The organism is Elioraea tepida, assembly GCF_019203965.1.
Taxonomy (GTDB): Bacteria; Pseudomonadota; Alphaproteobacteria; order Acetobacterales; family Acetobacteraceae; genus Elioraea_A; species Elioraea_A tepida.
The window spans coordinates 2,493,087-2,511,041 of record NZ_CP076448.1; the positions used below are offsets into that span (position 1 = coordinate 2,493,087).

Below are 17,955 nucleotides of genomic sequence, written 5' to 3' on the forward strand. Positions count from 1 at the left end.
CTTCGGTGGCGTCTCCGGCCCTGCTCCGGGCCGGAGAGCCCTCAGGTGGTCGGTGTCTCGGGCGCGGGCGCCTCTGGGGCAGGCTCCGCGACCTTGCGCGGGCGACGGGCCGCGGGCTTCTCCGCTGCCGTCGTCTTCCTCGCCGCGGGCTTCTTCGCCGCCGCGGCGCGCTTCGGAGCAGCTTTCTTGGCGGCCGGCTTCTTCGCTGCCGCGGTGCGCTTCGGCGCCGCCTTCTTCGCTGCCGCGGCGCGCTTCGGCGCGGCTTTCTTCGCCGCCGGCTTCTTCGCCGCCGTGGCGCGCTTCGGTGCGGCTTTCTTCGCCGCCGGCTTCTTCGCCGCCGCCGTCCGCCTCGGTGCCGCCTTCTTCGTAGCAGCCCGCATCGCCATCGGCTGTGCGCGGCCTTCGCCGGCATCTGACTCCTCTGCCGCACGGATGGCCTCGACCGCCGCCGGCACGACCTTGGTGATGGTCACGTGCATGAACTCCTTTCCGCTGAGGTCCTGAAGCGCCATGCCATTTCCCGCTGCACGGGTTCGCCGCGGCGGCGCCAGCGGGCCGCCTGGGCAGCGGGAAACCGGAACCGCCTCGCGCGTGGCTTGCCGCCCGCGATGCACGAGAGCATCACGGCCGGGAAACGAACTCCCGCCTCTGGCCTTTCCGGGGGTGTCGTCGCCGCGGTGGCGGCTTCGACAAGCATGCGGTCCATGGACCGTCCTTCCCTGCGCGGAGCACCATGATGCAGCGATCGCGCCTGCGAATCGGAATGCATCTGCTTCCGCAACATCACGCTATGCGTGTGGTGCGGAGGCGTGTCAACAAAAACGACATCGCGGCGACGAGATTCGTGCACGATCGCGCGTCCGGTGCGCGTCGTGCGGCGATGATGGTCGCCTCGTGGCGGAACGGCAGCGCGACGCGCGCTTCGTCGAGCGCCTCGCGCCCGCAGCCTCGCGCAGGCCACGGGCGATGCGGCGCGCGTCGACGGCGTCAGGCCGGGAACACGAAGGACGACCGTCGCAGCTTGCCTCTCAGTGCGGCGCGCAAGGTGACGTCGCAGAGGCGGCTCGGACCGGCTCGCCGGCGACAGAACCGCGACCGCGCCGCGCGCCTCACCCGCGGGCGCGGAGCGGCACCACCTTGCGCTCCGCCGCGCCGACATAGTGCGACAACGGGCGGATCAGCCGATTGTCCTGCATCTGCTCGAGCACGTGCGCTGACCAGCCGGTGATTCGGCTTGCGACGAAGAGCGGGGTGAAGAAATCGATCTCGAACCCCATCATGTAGTAGGTGGGGCCGGCCGGGAAATCGAGGTTGGGGTGGATCCCCTTCCGCGCGAGCATCTCCTCGGCGAGGATCCGGCTGATCTCGAGCCATTTCTCGCCGCCGCGAAGCCGCGCCACCTCGTCGCGGTATTTCGCCATCGTCGGCACGCGGCTGTCGCCGGAGCGGTAGACGCGATGGCCGAAGCCCATCACGAGCGCGCGATGCTCGAGCTTGTCGTCGATCCAGCCGCGCGCCCGCGCGGGCGTGCCCACCTGCTTCAGCATATGCATCACCGCCTCGTTGGCGCCGCCGTGCAGCGGCCCCTTCAGCGCGGCGATCGCTGCCGTCACCGCGGCGTGGATGTCGGCCTGGGTGCTCGTCACCGTCCGGGCGGTGAAGGTCGAGGCGTTGAAGCTGTGCTCGGCGTAGAGCGTCATCGAGGCGTCGAACGCCTTGACGATGGCCGGTTCCGGCACCTTGCCGAAGAACATGTGGAAGATGTTCTCGGCGAAGCCGAGCTCGGGCTTGGGGCGGATCGGGCGCAAGCCCTTGCGGAGACGCGCGATCGCGGCGATCGCGGTCGGGATCTTCGCATAGAGGCGAAGCGCCTTGCGCCGTGTGGCCTCCACCGAGGTGTCGCGCCCTTCCGGGTCCTCCATCCCCATGAACGACACCGCCGTACGGATGGCGTCCATCGGGTGGGCCTTGCGGGGGAACTCCTCGAGCACGCGGATGAGCGCGCGCGAGATGCCGCGCTCGGCGGCCTCCGCCTTCCGGAACGCGTTGAGCTGCCTCCGCGTCGGCAGCTCGCCTTCGAGCAGGAGGTAGGCGACTTCCTCGAACCGGCACTGGTCGGCCAGATCCTGAACCGGATAGCCGCGATAGGTCAGGGAGTTCGTCTCAGGCATCACCTTGGAGACGGCGGTTACGTCGGCCACCACGCCGACGAGGCCCTTGTGCACTCCTTGGGTCGCCACGTCGTTCATCGGTTCGTCCTCCCTTCGCCCCGCTCAGCGCGTCCCCTTCGCCGTCCGGCGCAACGCCGTCTTCGCGGCGCGGCCTTTCCTGCGCTCGAGCGTGCGGGTCTTCTGCGCCGCTGCGCGCAGCTGCCGCTTGGCGCGCGTCTCGGGCTTCGCCACCGGCGGAGCATCGAAGATCCCCTTGCCTGGCGCGAGCGTCAGCCCTTTCGGCGGCACGGCGATGTTGAGAACTGCAAGCCCCCCGGCCGGAATGGCGGCGAGGTCCTGAACATCGGCAAGGAAGCGGTTCGCCTCGCGCGTGGTGATGATGCCGTCCGTCAGTGTCCGGAACTTGCGGATGTAGTCGGGCCGCGTGAATGGGCGGGCACCGAGGCTGTGGGCGTTCGCGACCGCGAGCTCGTCGACGAGACGTGTGCCGTCCTTGAACAGGATCTCGACGCGCGCTCCGAAGGCCTTCTCCTTTGGATCATCGGAGTGGTAGCGGCGCGTCCACTCCGGATCCTCCCTCGTCTCGATCTTGTGCCAGAGCGCGACCGTGGAGGGGCGCCGCGCACGCCTCGGGGTGTAGGAGTCGATGTGGTGCCAGCGCCCGTCCTCGAGGGCGACGGCGAAGATGTACATGATCGAGTGGTCGAGCGTCTCGCGCGAGGCGTTCGGGTCCATCTTCTGCGGGTCGTTCGCCCCGGTGCCGATCACGTAGTGGGTGTGGTGCGAGGTGTGGATGATCACCTTCTCGATCGCGGAGAAGTCCTCGATCTTCTCGCGCATGCGGAAGGCGAGGTCGATCAGCGCCTGGCTCTGGTATTCGGCGCTGTGCTCCTTGGTATAGCTCTCGAGGATCGCGCGCTTCGGCTCTCCCGGCTCGGGCAGGGGCACGAGATACTCGTGCGAGCGGTCCTCGCGGCCGGCGAGCATCCAGGCGATCACGCTGTCCTCGCCTTCGTAGATCGGGTTCGGCGCGCCCTCGCCGCGCATCGCGCGATCCACCGCCTCGACCGCGAGCTTGCCCGCATGCGCCGGCGCGAAGGCCTTCCAGGAGGAGATCTCGCCCTTGCGGCTCTGGCGCGTGGTGAAGCTCACATGCACCGCCTGCTGCACGGCCTGGAAGATCACCTCCTGCCTGAGCCCGAGCAGTGCCCCGATTCCGGCCGCAGCGGCCGGGCAGAGATGGGCGATGTGGTCGATCTTATGCCGGTGCAGGCAGATCCCCTTCACGAGGTCGATGTGGATCTCGTAGGCGGTGGCAAGCCCACGGATGAGGTCACGGCCCGATCGGCCCATCGTCTGCGCCACCGCGAGGACGGGGGGGATGTTGTCTGCCGGGTGGGAATAATCCGCCGCGAGGAACGTGTCGTGGAAGTCTAGCTCCCGCACCGCGGTGCCGTTCGCCCAGGCCGCCCATTCGGGGCTGACCGTCGTCGCGGCAGGCATGCCGAACACGGTCGCCCCGCCCTTGCGCGGATGGGCGAGCGCCATCATCCGCGCCGATACCACGGGGCGGCGGTTGATCGCGGCGATGGCGACGGCGGCGTTGTCGATGATCCGGTTGATGATCATCTCCGCCACGTCCTTCGGCACCGGGGCACGGTCGGTCGCGACGCCGGCGATCTTCCACGCGAGCTGCTCCTCGCGCGGCAGAAGGTCCTTCGACGGATGGACGCGGACGGAATGGAGCTTCATCGGTGCCGTCTCTCCTCCTCGGGCGCACGCGGCGGGCGGATCCGCCCTTGATCGCCACGCTGTTGCGTTCTTGACTGGCGCGCCTTCCTAGACCCGAGCCGCGCAGAGGCGCAAGCGAACGACCTACAGCGAGGAGACCGAGCAGCGATGTCCGCACCGCACGATGCCACCTTCGACCGGATCGTTCGTGGCGATGTCGTCACGTCCGACACCGTGCTCGCCGACGGGTTCATCGCTATCCGGGAAGGCCGGATCGCCGCGATCGGACAGGGCGAGCCGCCCGCCGCGCGGGCGGTGTCGGATCATCGCGGCAAGCTCGTCTTCCCGGGCCTGGTCGACGGCCACATGCACACCTCCTCCGCGATGGGCTGGGCGGGGATCGAGCATGCGACCCGCACGGCCGCTGCGGGGGGCGTCACCACGGTCTGCGACATGCCCTACGACATCCCCCATCCGGTCACGGATGCCGCGATCTTCCGCGAGAAGGTCGCGGTGGTGAATGCGACCGCGCATGTCGATGTCGCGCTCTACGGCACCATCACCAAGCAGGGCGGCACAGGCGCGATCCTCGGCCTTGCCGAGGCCGGCGCCTCCGCCTTCAAGCTCTCGACTTACGAGTATGACGCGGTCCGCTTCCCGCGAATTGATCATATCGAGATGGAGAAGGCCTTCGCCTTCATCGCCGAGACGGGTCTGATGGTCGCCGTCCACAACGAGGACCAGGAGCTCGTCGAGCGGCTGACCGAAGGCGCGCTCGCCGCCGGCAGGACCGACCCGATCATGCACTGCCGCACCCGGCCGCCGCTCGCTGAGAACCTCGCCAATGTGACGATCTTCGAGCTCGGGCTCGCCACCGGCGCGCATGTGCACATCGCCCACTCCTCTCTCGCCTCGGGCTTCGACCTCGCCGCGATCTATCGCGACCGCGGCATGAAGGCCTCCGGCGAGGCGTGCATCCAGTATCTCTGCATGACGGAGGAGGACCTCGTCCGCCTCGGCGGCAAGGGAAAGTGCAACCCTCCCTTCCGCACCGCCGAGGAGGTCGAGCGCGTGTGGGACCGTTTGCTCAAAGGCACCGTCGCCTATGTCTCGACCGACCATGCGCCCTGGCCGATCGAGCGCAAGCGCCACACCGATATCTTCAAGTGCAGCGCCGGTCTGACGGGGCTTCAGAGTTTCGCGCCGCTGATGTTCACGCTTCTCGATGAGCGTCGGCTGCCAATCACCCTGATGGCGAAATACTGTGCCGAGGAGCCGGCGCGCTACCACGGCCTCCTGCCGAAGAAGGGGAGGATCGCCATCGGCGCCGATGCCGATCTCTGCGTGATCGAACGCGGGGTGTTCACTTTCGACGAGACGATGATCGTCGACCGGCCGGAGTGCCGCTGGAGCCCCTATCACGGCCGGGAGATGCGCGGCCGTGTCGCCGCCGCCTATCTCCGCGGCGAGATGATCTGGGACGGGCACCGGGTGCTGAACGCTCCGGGTGCGGGCCGGTTCGTGCCGCGCCAGAGGAGCTAGGGTGGATGGCACGAATCGTCCGCGTCGCCGCCTGCCAGATGGGGCCGGTGCAGCGCGCCGACCCCCGCGAGGCCACGCTCGCGCGTCTGATCGCACTGCTCGAGAAGGCCGCAGCTGAGGGGGCCCGGCTTGCCGTCTTCCCGGAACTCGCGTTGACGACCTTCTTCCCACGCTGGCCGATCGAGGACGAGGCGGAGCTCCTCTCCTATTTCGAGCCGGAGATGCCGAACCCGAATGTGCAGCCGCTGTTCGACCGGGCGAGGGCGCTCGGTGTCGGGTTCTATCTTGGCTACGCCGAGCTCGACCGGGGGGCCTTCGACGATGGCCCAGGTGGTGACGGCGCCGTGCGCCGCCGCGGCTACAACAGCGCCGTTCTCGTCGCCCCGGACGGAACGATCTTGGGCAAGTATCGGAAGGTTCATCTTCCCGGGTCGGAACGGGTCAGGCCCGGGCAGAGATGGCAGCAGCTCGAGAAGCGCTACTTCGCCTATGGCGATCTCGGCTTCCCCGCCTTCCGCACCGAAGCCCCGATCGGGCCGGGGATCATGGGCATGCTCATTTGCAACGACCGGCGCTGGCCGGAGGCCTGGCGCTGCCTAGGGCTGCAGGGCGCGGAGATGGTGCTCGTCGGCTACAACTCGGCCGCCTACGACCCGAATGGCGGCGAGGGCGAGAGTGCGGCGCTGCGCACCTTCCACTCGACGCTCGTTGCCCAAGCCAATGCCTACATGAATGCAACCTGGGCGGTCGCCGTTGCCAAGGCAGGGGAGGAGGACGGCGCGGGGCTGATCGGCGGCTCCTGCATCGTCGACCCGAACGGTCAGGTCGTCGCCCAAGCCACGACGCTCGGCGACGAGGTGCTGGTCGCCGACTGCGATCTCGACGCCACACGGCAGGGCAAGACGAAGATGTTCGACTTCGCCGCCCATCGACGCCCGCAGCACTACCGGCGGATCGTCGACCAGGTCGGGGTCGTGCCGCCGTCCTGAGCGTGGGCGGGGCGACCGCGATCAGCGCACGATGACGTTTCGGAACTGCCACGGATCCTCGAGATCGACGTCCTCGGGGAAGAGGCCGGGGCGGCCGGTCAGCGGCGTCCAGCTCGTATAGGCGCCGACCACCGGGCCAAGATAGGGCAGCTGCACCTCGAGGCAGCGACGCCAGTCGATCTCGTCGGCGTCGACCACACCGCTGCGCGGGTTCTCGATCGTCCACACCATACCCGCGAGCACGGCCGAGGTGACCTGAAGCCCGGTCGCGTTCTGGTAGGGGGCGAGCCGCCGCGCCTCGGCGATCGAGAGCTGGCTGCCGAACCAGTAGGCGTTCCGCGCATGGCCGTAGAGCAGAACGCCGAGCTCGTCGATTCCCTCGACGATCTCGTCGTTCATCAGCCGGGTGCGTGGCTGGCGCTCGAAGGCACGCCCTTGGAACTCGTGCAGCGAGAGCACCGTATCGTCGCAGGGGTGATAGGCGTAGTGGCAGGTGGGCCGGTAGACGACCTTGCCCCCCTCGCGCAGCGTCAGGTAGTCGGCGATCGAGATGCTCTCGTTGTGGGTGATCAGCCAGCCGATCTGCGGCCCTGCCGTCGGCACCCAGGTGCGCACGCGCGTCGCGCAGCCCGGGCGCGTCAGGTAAATGGCGGCGTCGCAGCCGAACTCGTGCCGGCGCCCCTCCGGCGGCAGCGCCTTCTCGTGCGTGCCGAACCCAAGCTCGGCGGGCTGCATGCCCTCGGAGAGAAACCCCTCGATCGACCAGGTGTTGACGAATTCACCCTGCTCCTTGGGCCGGTCGGAGCGCTGGGTGTCGCGCTCGGCGATGTGGATCCCCTTGACGCCGAGATCGCGGGCGAGCCGCGCCCAGCCCTCTTGCGTCGTCGGCGCCGTCGTGTCCTTCCCGAGCGCCTCGGCGAGGTTGACGAGCGCCTGCTTGACGAAGTGGCTCACCATGCCTGGGTTGGCGCCGTGCGCGATCAGAGCGGTTGGGTCGTCGTGGCCCGGGCGGCGCAGCGCGCGGGCGCTCTCGCGCAGAGCGTAGTTCGAACGCTGGCTCATGCTGAGCGACGGGTCGGTGTAGCCGCCCGGCCAGGGCTCGATGCAGGTATCGAGATAGAGAGCGTTCCACTGCCGGCAGAGCTCGATGAGCGCGACCGAGGACACCTCGACTGAGAGGTTCACCAGGAACCCGCCCCTGCCGAGCAGAGGCTCGAGCTCGCTGCGGAGGTTCTCGCGGGTGAGCGCGAGCTTGCGGAAGCGTATGCCTTCCTTCTCGGCGATCCAGCGGCCGCTGTCATCGGGGTCGATCACCACCATGCGCTCGCGCGGAGCGTCGATGTGGCGGAGGATCAGCGGCAGCGTGCCGCGGCCGATTGAACCGAAGCCGACCATGACGATCGGCCCGGGGAAACGGGCATGGGTTTTCCACTCGGCCATGGGGTCCTCGAGGACGGCGGGTTCAAGAGAAACGAGGAGGGGGAGGCTTGGCGCCGTGCCGCGCCATCGCCTCGAGCGGAGGTCAGGCGGCCTCGTCCTCCGCCTCCGCTGCGGTCGGGCGGGCGACGCGGCGCGGCGCGCGCATGAAGTCGGGGATGAAGTCGCCGAAGCCGAGGACGCGGTCGCCGTGTTCGGCCGGCTCACGCTGGGTCGGCGCGGTGCGCTTGGGCGCCTCGGCGGTGCGCTTCGGCGCCGCGGCCGGCTTCGGCTCGGCGCGCGTCTTTGCTGCGGTCGCTCCTCGGCCGCGACCGCGGCTGCGTGGTCGAGGCGTCTCGCCCATCACGTCGAGCGAGACCGGATCGAGCCCCTCGACCTGGATCCGAGGGATGGGCTTGCCGATCAGCTTCTCAATCGCGGCGAGCGCCTCGTCGTCCTCGACCGTCGCGAGCGTGAAGGCACGGCCGGGAAGGCCGGCGCGGCCGGTCCGGCCGATGCGGTGGACATAGTCCTCGGCATGGCGCGGCACGTCGAAGTTGAACACATGCGACAGCCCGCCGATGTCGATCCCGCGCGCGGCGACATCCGAGCAGACGAGGACGGTGATCTCGCCCGCCTTGAAGCGCTCGAGGGTCTCGGTGCGCTTGGGCTGGGTCATGTCGCCGTGCAGCTGGCCGGCGTTGAAGCCGTGGCGCAGCAGGCTGCGGCAGAGGATGTCGACATCGCGTTTGCGGTTGCAGAAGACGAGGGCGTTCTTCACCTGTTCCGACCGAAGCAGCCGCCGCAGCGCCTCGCGCTTGTCGTGCTCGCGCACGAGCGCGAGGTGCTGTGCGACGGTGGAGGCCACCGTCGCGGGCGGGGCGACGGTGATCACCTTCGGGTTCATCAGGAAGGAATCGGCAAGACGCCGTATCTCCGGCGGCATGGTGGCGGAGAAGAACAGCGTCTGGCGCATCCGCGGCAGCAGTGACACGATCCGCTCGACATCCGGGATGAACCCCATGTCGAGCATCCGATCTGCCTCGTCGATCACCAGCATGCGCACGTCCGAGAGGAGGAGGCCGCCGCGCTCGAACAGGTCGATCAACCGGCCCGGTGTCGCGATCAGCACATCGACGCCGCGGTTGAGCCGCGCGATCTGGTCTCCCATGCTCTCGCCGCCGATGAGCAGTGCGTAGTCGAAGCGGAGGTACTTGGCGTACTTCGCGAAGTTCTCGCCGACCTGGGCGGCAAGCTCGCGCGTCGGCTCGAGGATCAGAGCCCGCGGCATCCGCGCCCGCGCCCTGCCCGAGCGCATGATGTCGAGCATCGGCAGCGTGAAGGAGGCGGTCTTGCCGGTGCCGGTCTGGGCGCAGCCGAGCACGTCGCGCCCCATCAGGACGACCGGGATCGCCTGTTCCTGGATCGGGGTGGGGTGGAGGTAGCCGGCATCGGCGACCGCGCGCAGCACCTCCTCGGAGAGCCCGAGATCGGCGAAGGTCGTGCGGGGCTTGACTGCCGCAGGCGCGGCCGCGGGGTCATCGGCAGCGGTCACGGCCAGCTGCGTGAGCGGTTGTGTGCCGGGCGCGACTTGCGCGTCGTCGGCGCCGGAGGCGCCGTCAGAGGGAAGGCTTTCGGTCACGGAACGTCCAACTTGCCGCGGAGGGCGCGGAATGCGCGGCCCGCGAGGTTGGCGGCAGTTATCGGAACACGTGCGGCAAAGTCAAGGAAACCCGCGCGCTGCCGCTCTTGCGCCCGAGCGCGCGGAGCGGCAGCCTCGCGTGCATGCCAGCGCCGCTTCTCCTCTTGCCTGGGCTCCTCTGCGACCAGGCGTTGTGGGACCACCAGCTCCGGCATCTCGCCGATCTCGGCCCGATGAGCGTGGCCGACCTGACGCGTGACGACACGCTCGGCGCGATGGCGGAGCGGGTTCTTGAGGCGGCGCCGCCGCGCTTCGACCTCGCCGGGCTGTCGATGGGCGGGTATGTCGCTTTCGAGATCCTACGCCGCGCGCCGGAGCGCGTCGGCCGGCTCTGCCTGATCGACACCTCCGCCCGCCCCGACACGGAGGAGCAGGCGGCGCGGCGCCGCGGGCTGATGGAGCTTGCCGGCCGCGGCCAGTTCAAGGGCGTGACGCCGCGCCTTCTGCCGCTACTCGTGCACCCTGACCGGCTTGCCGATGCGCCGCTGACGGGCACGGTGATGGCGATGGCGGACCGGGTCGGCGCGGAGGCGTTCCTGCGGCAGCAGCGGGCGATCCTCGGCCGGCCGGACAGCCGCCCGGGGCTTGGCGCGATCGGGGCGCCGACGCTCGTGATCGTCGGCCGCGAGGATTCGCTCACCCCGCCTGAGGTCGCGGCGGAGATCACCGCCGCCATCCCGAAGGCACGCCTTGCCGTGATCGAGGACTGCGGTCATCTCGCCCCCCTTGAGCGCCCGCAGGCGGTCACTGCGCTGATGCGGCTCTGGCGCGAGGGCGCGCTGCCGAGCTGAGGAGGCCACAACGACCCCGGCGTGATTGCCGATCGTCTCCTATCTTGGGGCCGGAACGAGAACGACTGGCGTCTTGCCTCGCCCTTCGGCAGGCTGGTCGCTCGCGCGCGCTCGAGAACGCTGACGACAGGGCGTGACGGATCGTGCCGGCCGAACCTTTAGCACCTCATTAATTCGAGCCTTTCCATGAAGTATTTTTCAGTCTCATACTTTCTACCCCATCGATTGCGTGGGTGGCTGGCGGTTCAGCCGTTCTCGCCGCATTGATCTGGGGCAAGGACCTCTGGGCGAGGCTGACCAGCACGCCCCCTCCCAAGGAGGCCCGCGACAAAGCCAGGCCCAACTTGGACAGTCGTGCGGAACATATGAGGAACTCTTTGGCCTGACTTAGTGATCGGGCAGAGGGCGTCTCTGGTCGGCCGAAAGTTTTAGTGAAAACATTTTGCGTAGACGATCAGGAATAGCTTGCGAATCAGCTCTTCCCGCGCGCACAACAGGGCATGTTCGTCGTCGAAAAGGCAGCCCGCGGCCGTCGCTACCTGTACCTCGTCGAAACCGTCCGAGAACCAGGCGGACGCGTCCGCCAGCGCATCCTCCAGCCACTTGGGCGCAAGGACATTCTCAAACATTGAACCGGACCCGGTTCCTTGGACACTCGGTTGGGTTACGCGGCCATGGGCATGGCCGCAAGCTCGTGTTGGCGGCGTCGTGCGTGTGGGCTGAGGTTGCCGTTTTTCTCGATCAGCCATTGGGCGTTGTAGCGGGCGATGAAGGCTCGGACGGCGTCGCGGAGGTCTTCGAGGGTCTCGAAGACGCGGCCGTGGACGACCTGCTCCTTGAGTGTGCGGAAGAACCGCTCGACGACGCCGTTGGTCTGGGGCTCGCCTACGAAGGCGAAGCTCGGGGTCATGCCCCAGGCTCGTGTCTGGTTCTGGAAGTCCTCGGCCATGAAGCAGCTGCCGTGATCATGGCGCAGCTGGACGCCGCGGGCGGCGTCGCGGCCGAGATGGCCGAACTGCTGGCGCACGGCCATGCCCATGGCCTGCAGCGCCTCGCGGCGCGTGCCGCGCTTGCTGACGTGCCAGCCGAGCGCCTCCGCGTTCCAGTGTTCCACCGTGGCGAAGAGCCAGACCTTGCTGTTGCGCACCGTGGCGACCTGCGTGCCGTCGATGGCCCACATCACGTTCGGCGCGTCGGTGATGATCTTCCGGTCATGGTCGTCGGCGGGGCGTGGGCGGGCGCGGTGTGGCGACAGGAGGGCGTTCTCGCGCATCAGCCGCAGCACCCGCTTGCGCGCGATGCGCAAGCCCATCCCGGACGCGCAGCCGCGCCCAGACCTTGCGATGGCCCTCGCCCGACCAGGGCGAGCGGGCGAGGTCGGCCCGGATCGCCGCCCGCAGGGCGGTGTCCGGAACCGCGGGCTTCGGCCCGCGGCGGCCGGTCGGCCGCGCGGGGGCCAAGCCCTGCGCCGCCTGCCGGGCCAGGTAGAACGATGATCGCGGCACGCCCCAGACCGCGCACACCCGCGCCACGCCGTAGGCGCGGCCGGTGGCAGGAGAGACCGACCCGGCCATCACCGCCACCGCTTCCGGGCCAAAGGGCCGGGGGACTGGCCCATCTTCGCGCGCAGGAGGTCGACCTCCATGCTGAGCTCGCCGATCCGACGCAGCGCGGCGGCCAGCTCGGGGCCCTCGCCGTCGGCCTCGCGCTCCTTGAGCGCCCCTTCCAGCGCGGCCTCGGCTCGCTCGCGCCAGCGCTCGAGCTTGAACACCGGCACGCCGATCTCGCGCGACACAAGCTCCACCGGCTCGCCCGCGATCAGGCGCAGCACCACCGCGCGCTTGCGCGCCACGCTCCAGCGCTGCCCCGGAGCGAGCGGCCCCGCCGCCGGCGCGCCGCTCAGCCCCATCACCCCGCTCCGGGGTCTCTCGTCTCGGCATCTCGGAAGCAGCCATCCTCGGGCGTCCTTCGACAAATGGATGTCCAAGGAAAAAAGGGCCAGCTCACCACTTCACGCCGACCTCGGCCTCCTGGATCAACGCCGTCGAGGGCTTGTTCGCCACGCTGACAAAGCGTCGCCTGAACCGCGGCGTCTTCCGCTCCGTCATCGAGCTGAACCAGGCCATCCGCGCCTATCTCAATGCCCACAACGCCGACCCGAAGCCCTTCCGCCGGACCGCGCCCGCCAACACCATCATCGGCACGCACCAGCGCGGGAAACCTTCGCTGGAATCACTCCAATAGCCTGCGGCGGTGAAGTAGTTTGCGCACTCGGCTGGTTGGAAGAGGTCGAGGATGCGCCCGATGTCGTCCCAGAGGCCGCCGATGGTTCGCTCGGCAGCCTTTCGCTGCAGGGCGTTGAGCTTGGCGAAGGCGTTCTCGATGGGGTTGAAGTCGGGGCTGTAGGGCGGAAGGTAGCGCAGTTGGGCGCCCGCTGCCTCGATCATCTGGCGCACGCGCGGCCCCTTGTGGCTGGACAGGTTGTCCATGACGACGATGTCGCCAGGCCGCAGTTCCGGGATCAGCACCTTGGCCACATAGGTTTCGAAGGCGTCGCGGTTGATCGGCCCATCGAGCACCCAGGGGGCGATGAAGCCGCGCATGGTCAGTGCGCGGACGAAGGTGGTCGTCTTCCAATGACCATGCGGGACACCGACCCGAAGCCGCTCGCCGCGCCGGCAACGCCCGTGGCGGCGGGCCATGTTGGTCGAGGCCCATGTCTCGTCGATGAAGACCAGCCGGTCTGGATCGAGATCGAGCTGACCTTCGAACCACGCTTCGCGCCGGATCAGGACGTCGGGACGGTCCTGCTCGGTGGCGTGCGCGGTCTTCTTTACGCGTGATGGCGTGGCGCGCGAAGAAGCGCTGGATCGTGCCGAAGCCGAAGACGAGGCCCTGCTCCGCCAGGCTCGCGCGGACTTCCTCGATCGTGGCGTCCCTGCCTGGGCCGAGCGCGGCCATCACCGCATCGTGGCGCGCCTCGATCTGGCCCGAACGCCGGTCGCCACCAAGCCGCCCGGGGCGCGGATCGCCCTGTTCACGCTCCCGCTTGCGCCAGCGGCTGACGCTCGCCGCGCTCACTCCAAAACGTTCGGCGGCCTCGCGATGCGTCGCGCCTGCCGCCACAGCCCCCAGAACCCGAACCCGAAGATCGACCGACAGCGCTCTCGGCATCCCCTGCCGGCTTCATCCGGCAGACAGTCTGACTCACTCTTAGCGCCTGATCTGGGAATCCCTCCCGACTCAATCACGTCGGGTTCCGCTCTAGTGTCTGCGGATGTCTGCGGATCACTCACACCCGCATCAACGCTCGCACGTGCGCAGCCGCTGACTCGGCAAGCGCCGCGAGGTCGTACCCTCCTTCCAGGAGGCTCACCACGCGCCCCTCGCAGACCCTGTCGGCAAGCTCCACCAGCGCCCGGCTGAGCCAGGAAAAATCCGCCGTCGAGACGTTGAGCGAGGCGAGCGGATCGCGCCGATGCGCATCGAAGCCGGCCGAGATGATCAGAAGCTCCGGCCTGAACGCCTCGACGGCGGGGATGATCACGTCGCCCCAGGCCGCGCGGAACTCCGGACCCCCCGAGAACGGCTCGAGCGCGACATTCAGCACGTTGTTCGCGACCCCCCTCTCGTGCGGATGCCCGGTTCCGGGAAAGAGCGGCATCTCGTGGCTCGAAGCGAAGAAGAAATCCGGGTCGCGTTCGAGGATCGCCTGCGTCCCGTTGCCGTGATGCACGTCGAAATCCACCACCGCGACGCGCCGCGCTCCCCATTTCGCGCGTGCGCGGTGGGCGGCGAGGGCCGCGTTCGCGAACAGGCAGAAGCCCATCGGCCGTGCCGCCTCGGCGTGGTGGCCCGGCGGGCGCACGGCGCAGAAGGCGTTGCGCGCCCATCCCTCCATCACCGCATCGACCGCTGCGATCGCCGCTCCCGCAGAACGCAGGGCCGCGGCGCGGCTGCCGTGGCTCATCACGGTGTCGCCGTCGAGCATGATCCGCTGGTCCGGCTCTGGCCTGATCGAGAGGATGCCGTCAACATAGGCGCGCGGATGGGCAAGAGCGAGCACGTCTGGCTCTGCCTCCGGAGCATCCTCGCGCAACAGCGCCGCGAACTCCTCCGCCTCGAGGGCCTGCAGCACCGCCCTGATCCGGTCCGCCCGTTCGGGGTGGCCTGGGCCGGTGTCGTGGCCGAGGCAGGCGGGATGGGAGAACAGGACCGTGCTCACCGGTTCACGGCTCCGCCTTCCCGGGCGGGTCCGCCTTGCGCTGGATGACGAAGGTGAAGGTCTCCCTGTCCTGGCTCATCGCCACGAGAGCGTGGCCGGTCTGCTCGCAATAGGCATGGAAGTCCTTCACCGAGGCAGGGTCGGTCGCGAGCACGCGAAGCCGGGCGCCGGGAGCCAGTGACCGCAGCACCTTGTTGGCGCGCAAGACGGGAAGCGGGCAGGAAAGGCCCTTGAGGTCGAGGACGGTCTCGCTCATGGAGCGGAAGCTTGCTGCGCGCGCCTCGATTGAGCAAGCGCCCGGCTTCGGACACGATCCGCCCATGCGGATCGGCATCGACCTCGGCGGCACCAAGATCGAGATCATCGTGCTCGACGACACGGGCGGCGAACGCTTTCGCTGGCGCACCCGGACGCCAGGCGACTATGACGGTGTGGTGCGGGCGATCGCTGGCCTCGTCGCCGCCGCCGAGGCGGAGACGGGGGAGGGGGCGACCGTCGGCATCGGCATGCCGGGCTGCCTCTCGCCCGCAACGGGGCTCGTGAAAGGCTCGAACACCACCTTCCTCAACGGCAGGCCGCTCGACCGCGACATCGAGGCAGCGCTCGGCCGACCGGTGCGGATGGCGAACGATGCCAACTGCTTCGCTCTCTCCGAGGCGACCGATGGTGCAGGGGCGGGCAGGCGCGTGGTGTTCGGCGTGATCCTCGGCACCGGCTGCGGCGGCGGCGTGGTGGTCGATGGGCGGATCGTCGAGGGGCCGCATGGCATCGCCGGGGAATGGGGGCACACGCCTCTGCCCTGGCAGGCGCGGCACGAGAACCCCGGGCCACGCTGCTGGTGCGGGCGTATGGGCTGCCTCGAGCTCTGGATCTCGGGGACGGGCCTCGCGCGGGACTGCGATGGCCCGGGCGCGCGCGACGCCACACAGATCCCCGCCCGCGCTGCCGCGGGCGACCCGGTCGCCCGCGCCGCTCTTGCGCGGCATGTTGACCGTCTCGCGCGCGGGCTTGCGGGCGTGATCAACGTGCTCGACCCCGATGCGATCGTGCTCGGCGGCGGGCTCTCGAACCTCGAACATCTCTATGTCGAGGTGCCGCGGCGCCTCTCGCCCTACGTGTTCTCGGACGTTGTCAACACGCCCATCCTGAAGGCGAAGCACGGCGACAGTTCCGGCGTGCGCGGCGCCGCCTGGCTCTGGCCGCCGGGCCGGCGCGGCTGAGCAGCCGATGCCCGCCTTCTGCCGCGACTGCGAAAGGGTGGCGGAGGAGATGGCGACCGTCTGCGCCGCGTGCGGGTCGGCCCGGATCATCTCGCACCCGGAACTCTTTTCGCTCGCGATCGCGCATGTCGATTGCGACGCGTTCTACGCCTCGGTGGAGAAGCGTGACCGGCCGGAGCTTGCGGAGAGGCCGGTGATCGTCGGCGGCGGGCGCCGCGGCGTGGTCACCGCCGCCTGCTATGTCGCGCGCAGCTTCGGCGTGCGCAGCGCGATGCCGATGTTCAAGGCACTTCGCCTTTGCCCCGAGGCGGTGGTGATCCGCCCCGACATGGCGAAATACGCCGCTTCCGGCCGGATGGTGCGGGCGCTGATAGAGCGGCTTACCCCGCTCGTGCAGCCGCTTTCGATCGACGAGGCAGTGCTCGACCTCTCCGGAACGGAGGCCCTGCACCGCGCCCCTCCGGCGGTGGTGCTCGCGCGGCTTGCGCGGGAGGTGGAACGGACTGTTGGCGTCACGGTCTCGATCGGGCTAGCTCCGAACCGCATGCTCGCGAAGATGGCCGTAGAGCGGGGCAAGCCGCGCGGCTTCGCCGTGATCGGGCGCGGCGATGCCGCCTCCGTGCTCGCGCCGATGCCGGTCTCGGCGCTGCCCGGCATCGGGCCGAAGGCGGCAGCACGGCTCGCCGCTCGGGGCTTCACCACCCTCGGTGCTCTCGCCGCACTGTCCCCGGCGGAGGCGCTCTCGCGTCTGGGCGAGGACGGTCCGGCGCTTGCGGCGATGGCGCGCGGGGAGGACGGGCGGCCGGTCGAGCCGTCGCGCGCGTCGAAGTCGGTCAGCGCCGAGACCACCTTCGACGCCGATCTCTCCGCGCTGGCCGATCTCGAGCGGGCGCTCTGGCCGCTTGCCGAGCGGCTCTCGGTGCGGCTCAAGGCAAAGGCGCTCGCCGCCGCCGGCGTGACCCTCAAGCTCAAGACCGCCTCGTTCCAGACGCGCACGCGGCATGCGCGCCTCCCCGAGCCGACCCAGCTCGCTGAGACGCTGTTCTCCGCCGCGCGTGCGCTGCTCGCCCGGGAGGCCACCGGGGCGTCGTTCCGGCTGATCGGCATTGGAGCCGACCCGCTTGCCGATGCGGCGGAAGCGGACCGCGGCGACCTCGCAGACCCCGATGCGCCGAAGCGCCGAGCGGTGGAGCAGGCGATCGACCGGCTTCGCGACCGGTTCGGCCCGGGCGTGATCGGCAAAGGGAGGGGCCTCAGCATCCCCCCGGAATGATCTCAAGCTTCTCGAGCCGCCCCGCGACGACGAAGTCGCCGAAATCCATCTTGAGTTCGTCGGCGATGCCGTTTTCCCAGTAGCGCAGGCCGACCTCGTAGTCAGGGCTGCCGGTGGTGTTGGTCGGCTCGAAGAAGGCGATGCGGAACCGCCAGGACGGCAAGGCAGCGAGTGCCTCGAAGCGGGAGCGGTCGCCCGCAACGCTCCCGATGATGGCGGTGTTGCTGTCATTGGCGCCGTCCGCGGAGGTGCCGTCGAACAGCGGCGCTTCGAGGGTCCTCTGCCCTGCCCTGGCCGCGGCGAGGATCCTGAGCGTGTGGATCATCGGGAACAGCGTGCCGGGGGGAAGCGTGAGCTCCTGCTCCGACGGCTCGCGGTAGCGCACCATCCCCCCGGCGCCGCCGGCGTCGAGCCGCGCCTCGCCGACGATGGTCTGCGCCAGCGTGCCATCCACTGTCTGGCGGAGGCGGAACCGCATCGTGCGCCCGTCCTTCGCTTCCCAGGTCACGTAGTCCGACTGGCGTTCCGTCGTCGTGCCGTCCCGGGTCGTGACCGAGAGCGTGAACCGTTGCTGGGACGTCCAGGCCTCGCACTGGTCGACGAGCTCGTAGAGCATGGCGCCGGACGCGCTCTCCACACTTGCGCTCGGACGCGCGCTCTCGAGCGAGAGCCTGTAGGCGGCCCGGTGCGAGGCGAGCTCCGCGGCCGCGGCGGGCGCGCACAGAAGGCTGGCGGCGAAAAGGGCAGCGAGAGAGGGGCTGCGCATCGAGACCTCACGGTGGCGTCGCTCCAGCATAGAAGGACCGCCCTCGGCACGACAGGGGAGAGGCAGGCAAGGCCTGCCGGCCGCCAGCGACCGGCAGCGGCAGAGTCTGCCGCCGTCCCAGTCTCCTTA

17 protein-coding genes and 1 pseudogene are annotated in these 17,955 nt (G+C 69.5%); 5 read left to right on the forward strand and 13 right to left on the reverse strand.

Annotation, left to right across the window (positions count from 1 at the left end):
* Positions 1 to 41 precede the first annotated feature (41 nt).
* The 3 genes from KO353_RS11895 to KO353_RS11905 all read right to left on the reverse strand — a co-directional run bounded on the left by KO353_RS11895 (position 42) and on the right by KO353_RS11905 (position 3,923).
* On the reverse strand, positions 42 to 512 hold the full coding sequence (locus KO353_RS11895) for a hypothetical protein (protein ID WP_218284924.1): 471 nt from the start codon (positions 510 to 512) through the stop codon (positions 42 to 44).
* Between the two features lie 597 nt (positions 513 to 1,109).
* Positions 1,110 to 2,249 carry a bifunctional 2-methylcitrate synthase/citrate synthase gene (locus KO353_RS11900; protein WP_218284925.1) on the reverse strand — a complete coding sequence of 380 codons (1,140 nt, stop codon included), beginning with the start codon at positions 2,247 to 2,249 and terminating at the stop codon, positions 1,110 to 1,112.
* A 24-nt stretch (positions 2,250 to 2,273) separates the two neighbouring features.
* A complete protein-coding gene (locus tag KO353_RS11905; protein WP_218284926.1) occupies positions 2,274 to 3,923 on the reverse strand; it encodes an MmgE/PrpD family protein in 1,650 nt (549 codons plus the stop codon).
* 147 nt (positions 3,924 to 4,070) lie between these two features.
* Between KO353_RS11905 and KO353_RS11910 the strand changes: the two genes are divergently transcribed.
* On the forward strand, positions 4,071 to 5,444 hold the full coding sequence (locus KO353_RS11910) for a dihydroorotase (protein ID WP_218284927.1): 1,374 nt from the start codon (positions 4,071 to 4,073) through the stop codon (positions 5,442 to 5,444).
* Between the two features lie 5 nt (positions 5,445 to 5,449).
* Positions 5,450 to 6,433, forward strand: a complete 984-nt coding sequence (locus KO353_RS11915) for an N-carbamoyl-D-amino-acid hydrolase (protein WP_218284928.1) — start codon at positions 5,450 to 5,452, stop codon at positions 6,431 to 6,433.
* Positions 6,434 to 6,454: 21 nt separating this feature from the next.
* On the opposite strand, the gene KO353_RS11920 is transcribed toward KO353_RS11915, so the two are convergent.
* Together KO353_RS11920 and KO353_RS11925 are read right to left on the reverse strand one after the other, a co-directional pair.
* The gene (locus KO353_RS11920; protein WP_218284929.1) at positions 6,455 to 7,873 is read right to left on the reverse strand and encodes a homospermidine synthase; all 1,419 of its coding nucleotides are present in this window, start codon (positions 7,871 to 7,873) and stop codon (positions 6,455 to 6,457) included.
* An 82-nt stretch (positions 7,874 to 7,955) separates the two neighbouring features.
* Positions 7,956 to 9,404, reverse strand: coding sequence for a DEAD/DEAH box helicase (locus KO353_RS11925; protein WP_218284930.1), 1,449 nt, complete (start codon positions 9,402 to 9,404; stop codon positions 7,956 to 7,958).
* A 230-nt stretch (positions 9,405 to 9,634) separates the two neighbouring features.
* Between KO353_RS11925 and KO353_RS11930 the strand changes: the two genes are divergently transcribed.
* Positions 9,635 to 10,342, forward strand: coding sequence for an alpha/beta fold hydrolase (locus KO353_RS11930; RefSeq protein ID WP_218284931.1), 708 nt, complete (start codon positions 9,635 to 9,637; stop codon positions 10,340 to 10,342).
* 428 nt (positions 10,343 to 10,770) lie between these two features.
* Here the strand turns inward: KO353_RS11930 and KO353_RS11935 are convergent, their stop codons facing one another.
* From KO353_RS11935 to KO353_RS11960, 7 genes and pseudogenes are all read right to left on the reverse strand, one after another.
* Positions 10,771 to 10,971 carry a hypothetical protein gene (locus KO353_RS11935; RefSeq protein ID WP_218284932.1) on the reverse strand — a complete coding sequence of 67 codons (201 nt, stop codon included), beginning with the start codon at positions 10,969 to 10,971 and terminating at the stop codon, positions 10,771 to 10,773.
* A 35-nt stretch (positions 10,972 to 11,006) separates the two neighbouring features.
* On the reverse strand, positions 11,007 to 11,654 hold the full coding sequence (locus tag KO353_RS11940; protein ID WP_218284933.1) for a DDE-type integrase/transposase/recombinase: 648 nt from the start codon (positions 11,652 to 11,654) through the stop codon (positions 11,007 to 11,009).
* A gap of 261 nt (positions 11,655 to 11,915) precedes the next feature.
* Positions 11,916 to 12,251, reverse strand: coding sequence for a transposase (locus tag KO353_RS11945; protein WP_218284934.1), 336 nt, complete (start codon positions 12,249 to 12,251; stop codon positions 11,916 to 11,918).
* 94 nt (positions 12,252 to 12,345) lie between these two features.
* A complete protein-coding gene (locus tag KO353_RS17085; RefSeq protein WP_407928194.1) occupies positions 12,346 to 12,468 on the reverse strand; it encodes a hypothetical protein in 123 nt (40 codons plus the stop codon).
* A 114-nt stretch (positions 12,469 to 12,582) separates the two neighbouring features.
* A pseudogene (locus tag KO353_RS11950) lies at positions 12,583 to 13,516 on the reverse strand (IS630 family transposase); the annotation flags it as partial.
* A gap of 118 nt (positions 13,517 to 13,634) precedes the next feature.
* Positions 13,635 to 14,567, reverse strand: coding sequence for a histone deacetylase family protein (locus KO353_RS11955; RefSeq protein ID WP_218284935.1), 933 nt, complete (start codon positions 14,565 to 14,567; stop codon positions 13,635 to 13,637).
* Positions 14,568 to 14,571: 4 nt separating this feature from the next.
* Positions 14,572 to 14,823, reverse strand: a complete 252-nt coding sequence (locus tag KO353_RS11960; RefSeq protein WP_218284937.1) for a sulfurtransferase TusA family protein — start codon at positions 14,821 to 14,823, stop codon at positions 14,572 to 14,574.
* A 64-nt stretch (positions 14,824 to 14,887) separates the two neighbouring features.
* On the opposite strand from KO353_RS11960, the gene KO353_RS11965 reads away from it, so the two are divergent.
* Positions 14,888 to 15,787: an ROK family protein gene (locus KO353_RS11965; protein WP_218287377.1), complete on the forward strand. Its 900-nt coding sequence runs from the start codon at positions 14,888 to 14,890 to the stop codon at positions 15,785 to 15,787.
* Between the two features lie 7 nt (positions 15,788 to 15,794).
* Positions 15,795 to 17,060 carry a DNA polymerase IV gene (locus KO353_RS11970; RefSeq protein WP_218284938.1) on the forward strand — a complete coding sequence of 422 codons (1,266 nt, stop codon included), beginning with the start codon at positions 15,795 to 15,797 and terminating at the stop codon, positions 17,058 to 17,060.
* On the opposite strand, the gene KO353_RS11975 is transcribed toward KO353_RS11970, so the two are convergent.
* Positions 17,041 to 17,826, reverse strand: a complete 786-nt coding sequence (locus tag KO353_RS11975; protein ID WP_218284940.1) for a cell envelope integrity EipB family protein — start codon at positions 17,824 to 17,826, stop codon at positions 17,041 to 17,043. The genes KO353_RS11970 and KO353_RS11975 overlap by 20 nt on opposite strands.
* Positions 17,827 to 17,955 lie beyond the last annotated feature (129 nt).

Coding starts and splice junctions, on each gene's coding strand:
- KO353_RS11895 (WP_218284924.1), bottom strand. CDS start 512: ATGGCGCTTCAGGACCTCAGCGGAAAGGAGTTCATGCACGTGACCATC.
- KO353_RS11900 (WP_218284925.1), bottom strand. CDS start 2,249: ATGAACGACGTGGCGACCCAAGGAGTGCACAAGGGCCTCGTCGGCGTG.
- KO353_RS11905 (WP_218284926.1), bottom strand. CDS start 3,923: ATGAAGCTCCATTCCGTCCGCGTCCATCCGTCGAAGGACCTTCTGCCG.
- KO353_RS11910 (WP_218284927.1), top strand. CDS start 4,071: ATGTCCGCACCGCACGATGCCACCTTCGACCGGATCGTTCGTGGCGAT.
- KO353_RS11915 (WP_218284928.1), top strand. CDS start 5,450: ATGGCACGAATCGTCCGCGTCGCCGCCTGCCAGATGGGGCCGGTGCAG.
- KO353_RS11920 (WP_218284929.1), bottom strand. CDS start 7,873: ATGGCCGAGTGGAAAACCCATGCCCGTTTCCCCGGGCCGATCGTCATG.
- KO353_RS11930 (WP_218284931.1), top strand. CDS start 9,635: ATGCCAGCGCCGCTTCTCCTCTTGCCTGGGCTCCTCTGCGACCAGGCG.
- KO353_RS11935 (WP_218284932.1), bottom strand. CDS start 10,971: ATGTTTGAGAATGTCCTTGCGCCCAAGTGGCTGGAGGATGCGCTGGCG.
- KO353_RS11940 (WP_218284933.1), bottom strand. CDS start 11,654: ATGGGCTTGCGCATCGCGCGCAAGCGGGTGCTGCGGCTGATGCGCGAG.
- KO353_RS11945 (WP_218284934.1), bottom strand. CDS start 12,251: ATGGGGCTGAGCGGCGCGCCGGCGGCGGGGCCGCTCGCTCCGGGGCAG.
- KO353_RS17085 (WP_407928194.1), bottom strand. CDS start 12,468: ATGGCCTGGTTCAGCTCGATGACGGAGCGGAAGACGCCGCGGTTCAGG.
- KO353_RS11960 (WP_218284937.1), bottom strand. CDS start 14,823: ATGAGCGAGACCGTCCTCGACCTCAAGGGCCTTTCCTGCCCGCTTCCC.
- KO353_RS11965 (WP_218287377.1), top strand. CDS start 14,888: ATGCGGATCGGCATCGACCTCGGCGGCACCAAGATCGAGATCATCGTG.
- KO353_RS11970 (WP_218284938.1), top strand. CDS start 15,795: ATGCCCGCCTTCTGCCGCGACTGCGAAAGGGTGGCGGAGGAGATGGCG.
- KO353_RS11975 (WP_218284940.1), bottom strand. CDS start 17,826: ATGCGCAGCCCCTCTCTCGCTGCCCTTTTCGCCGCCAGCCTTCTGTGC.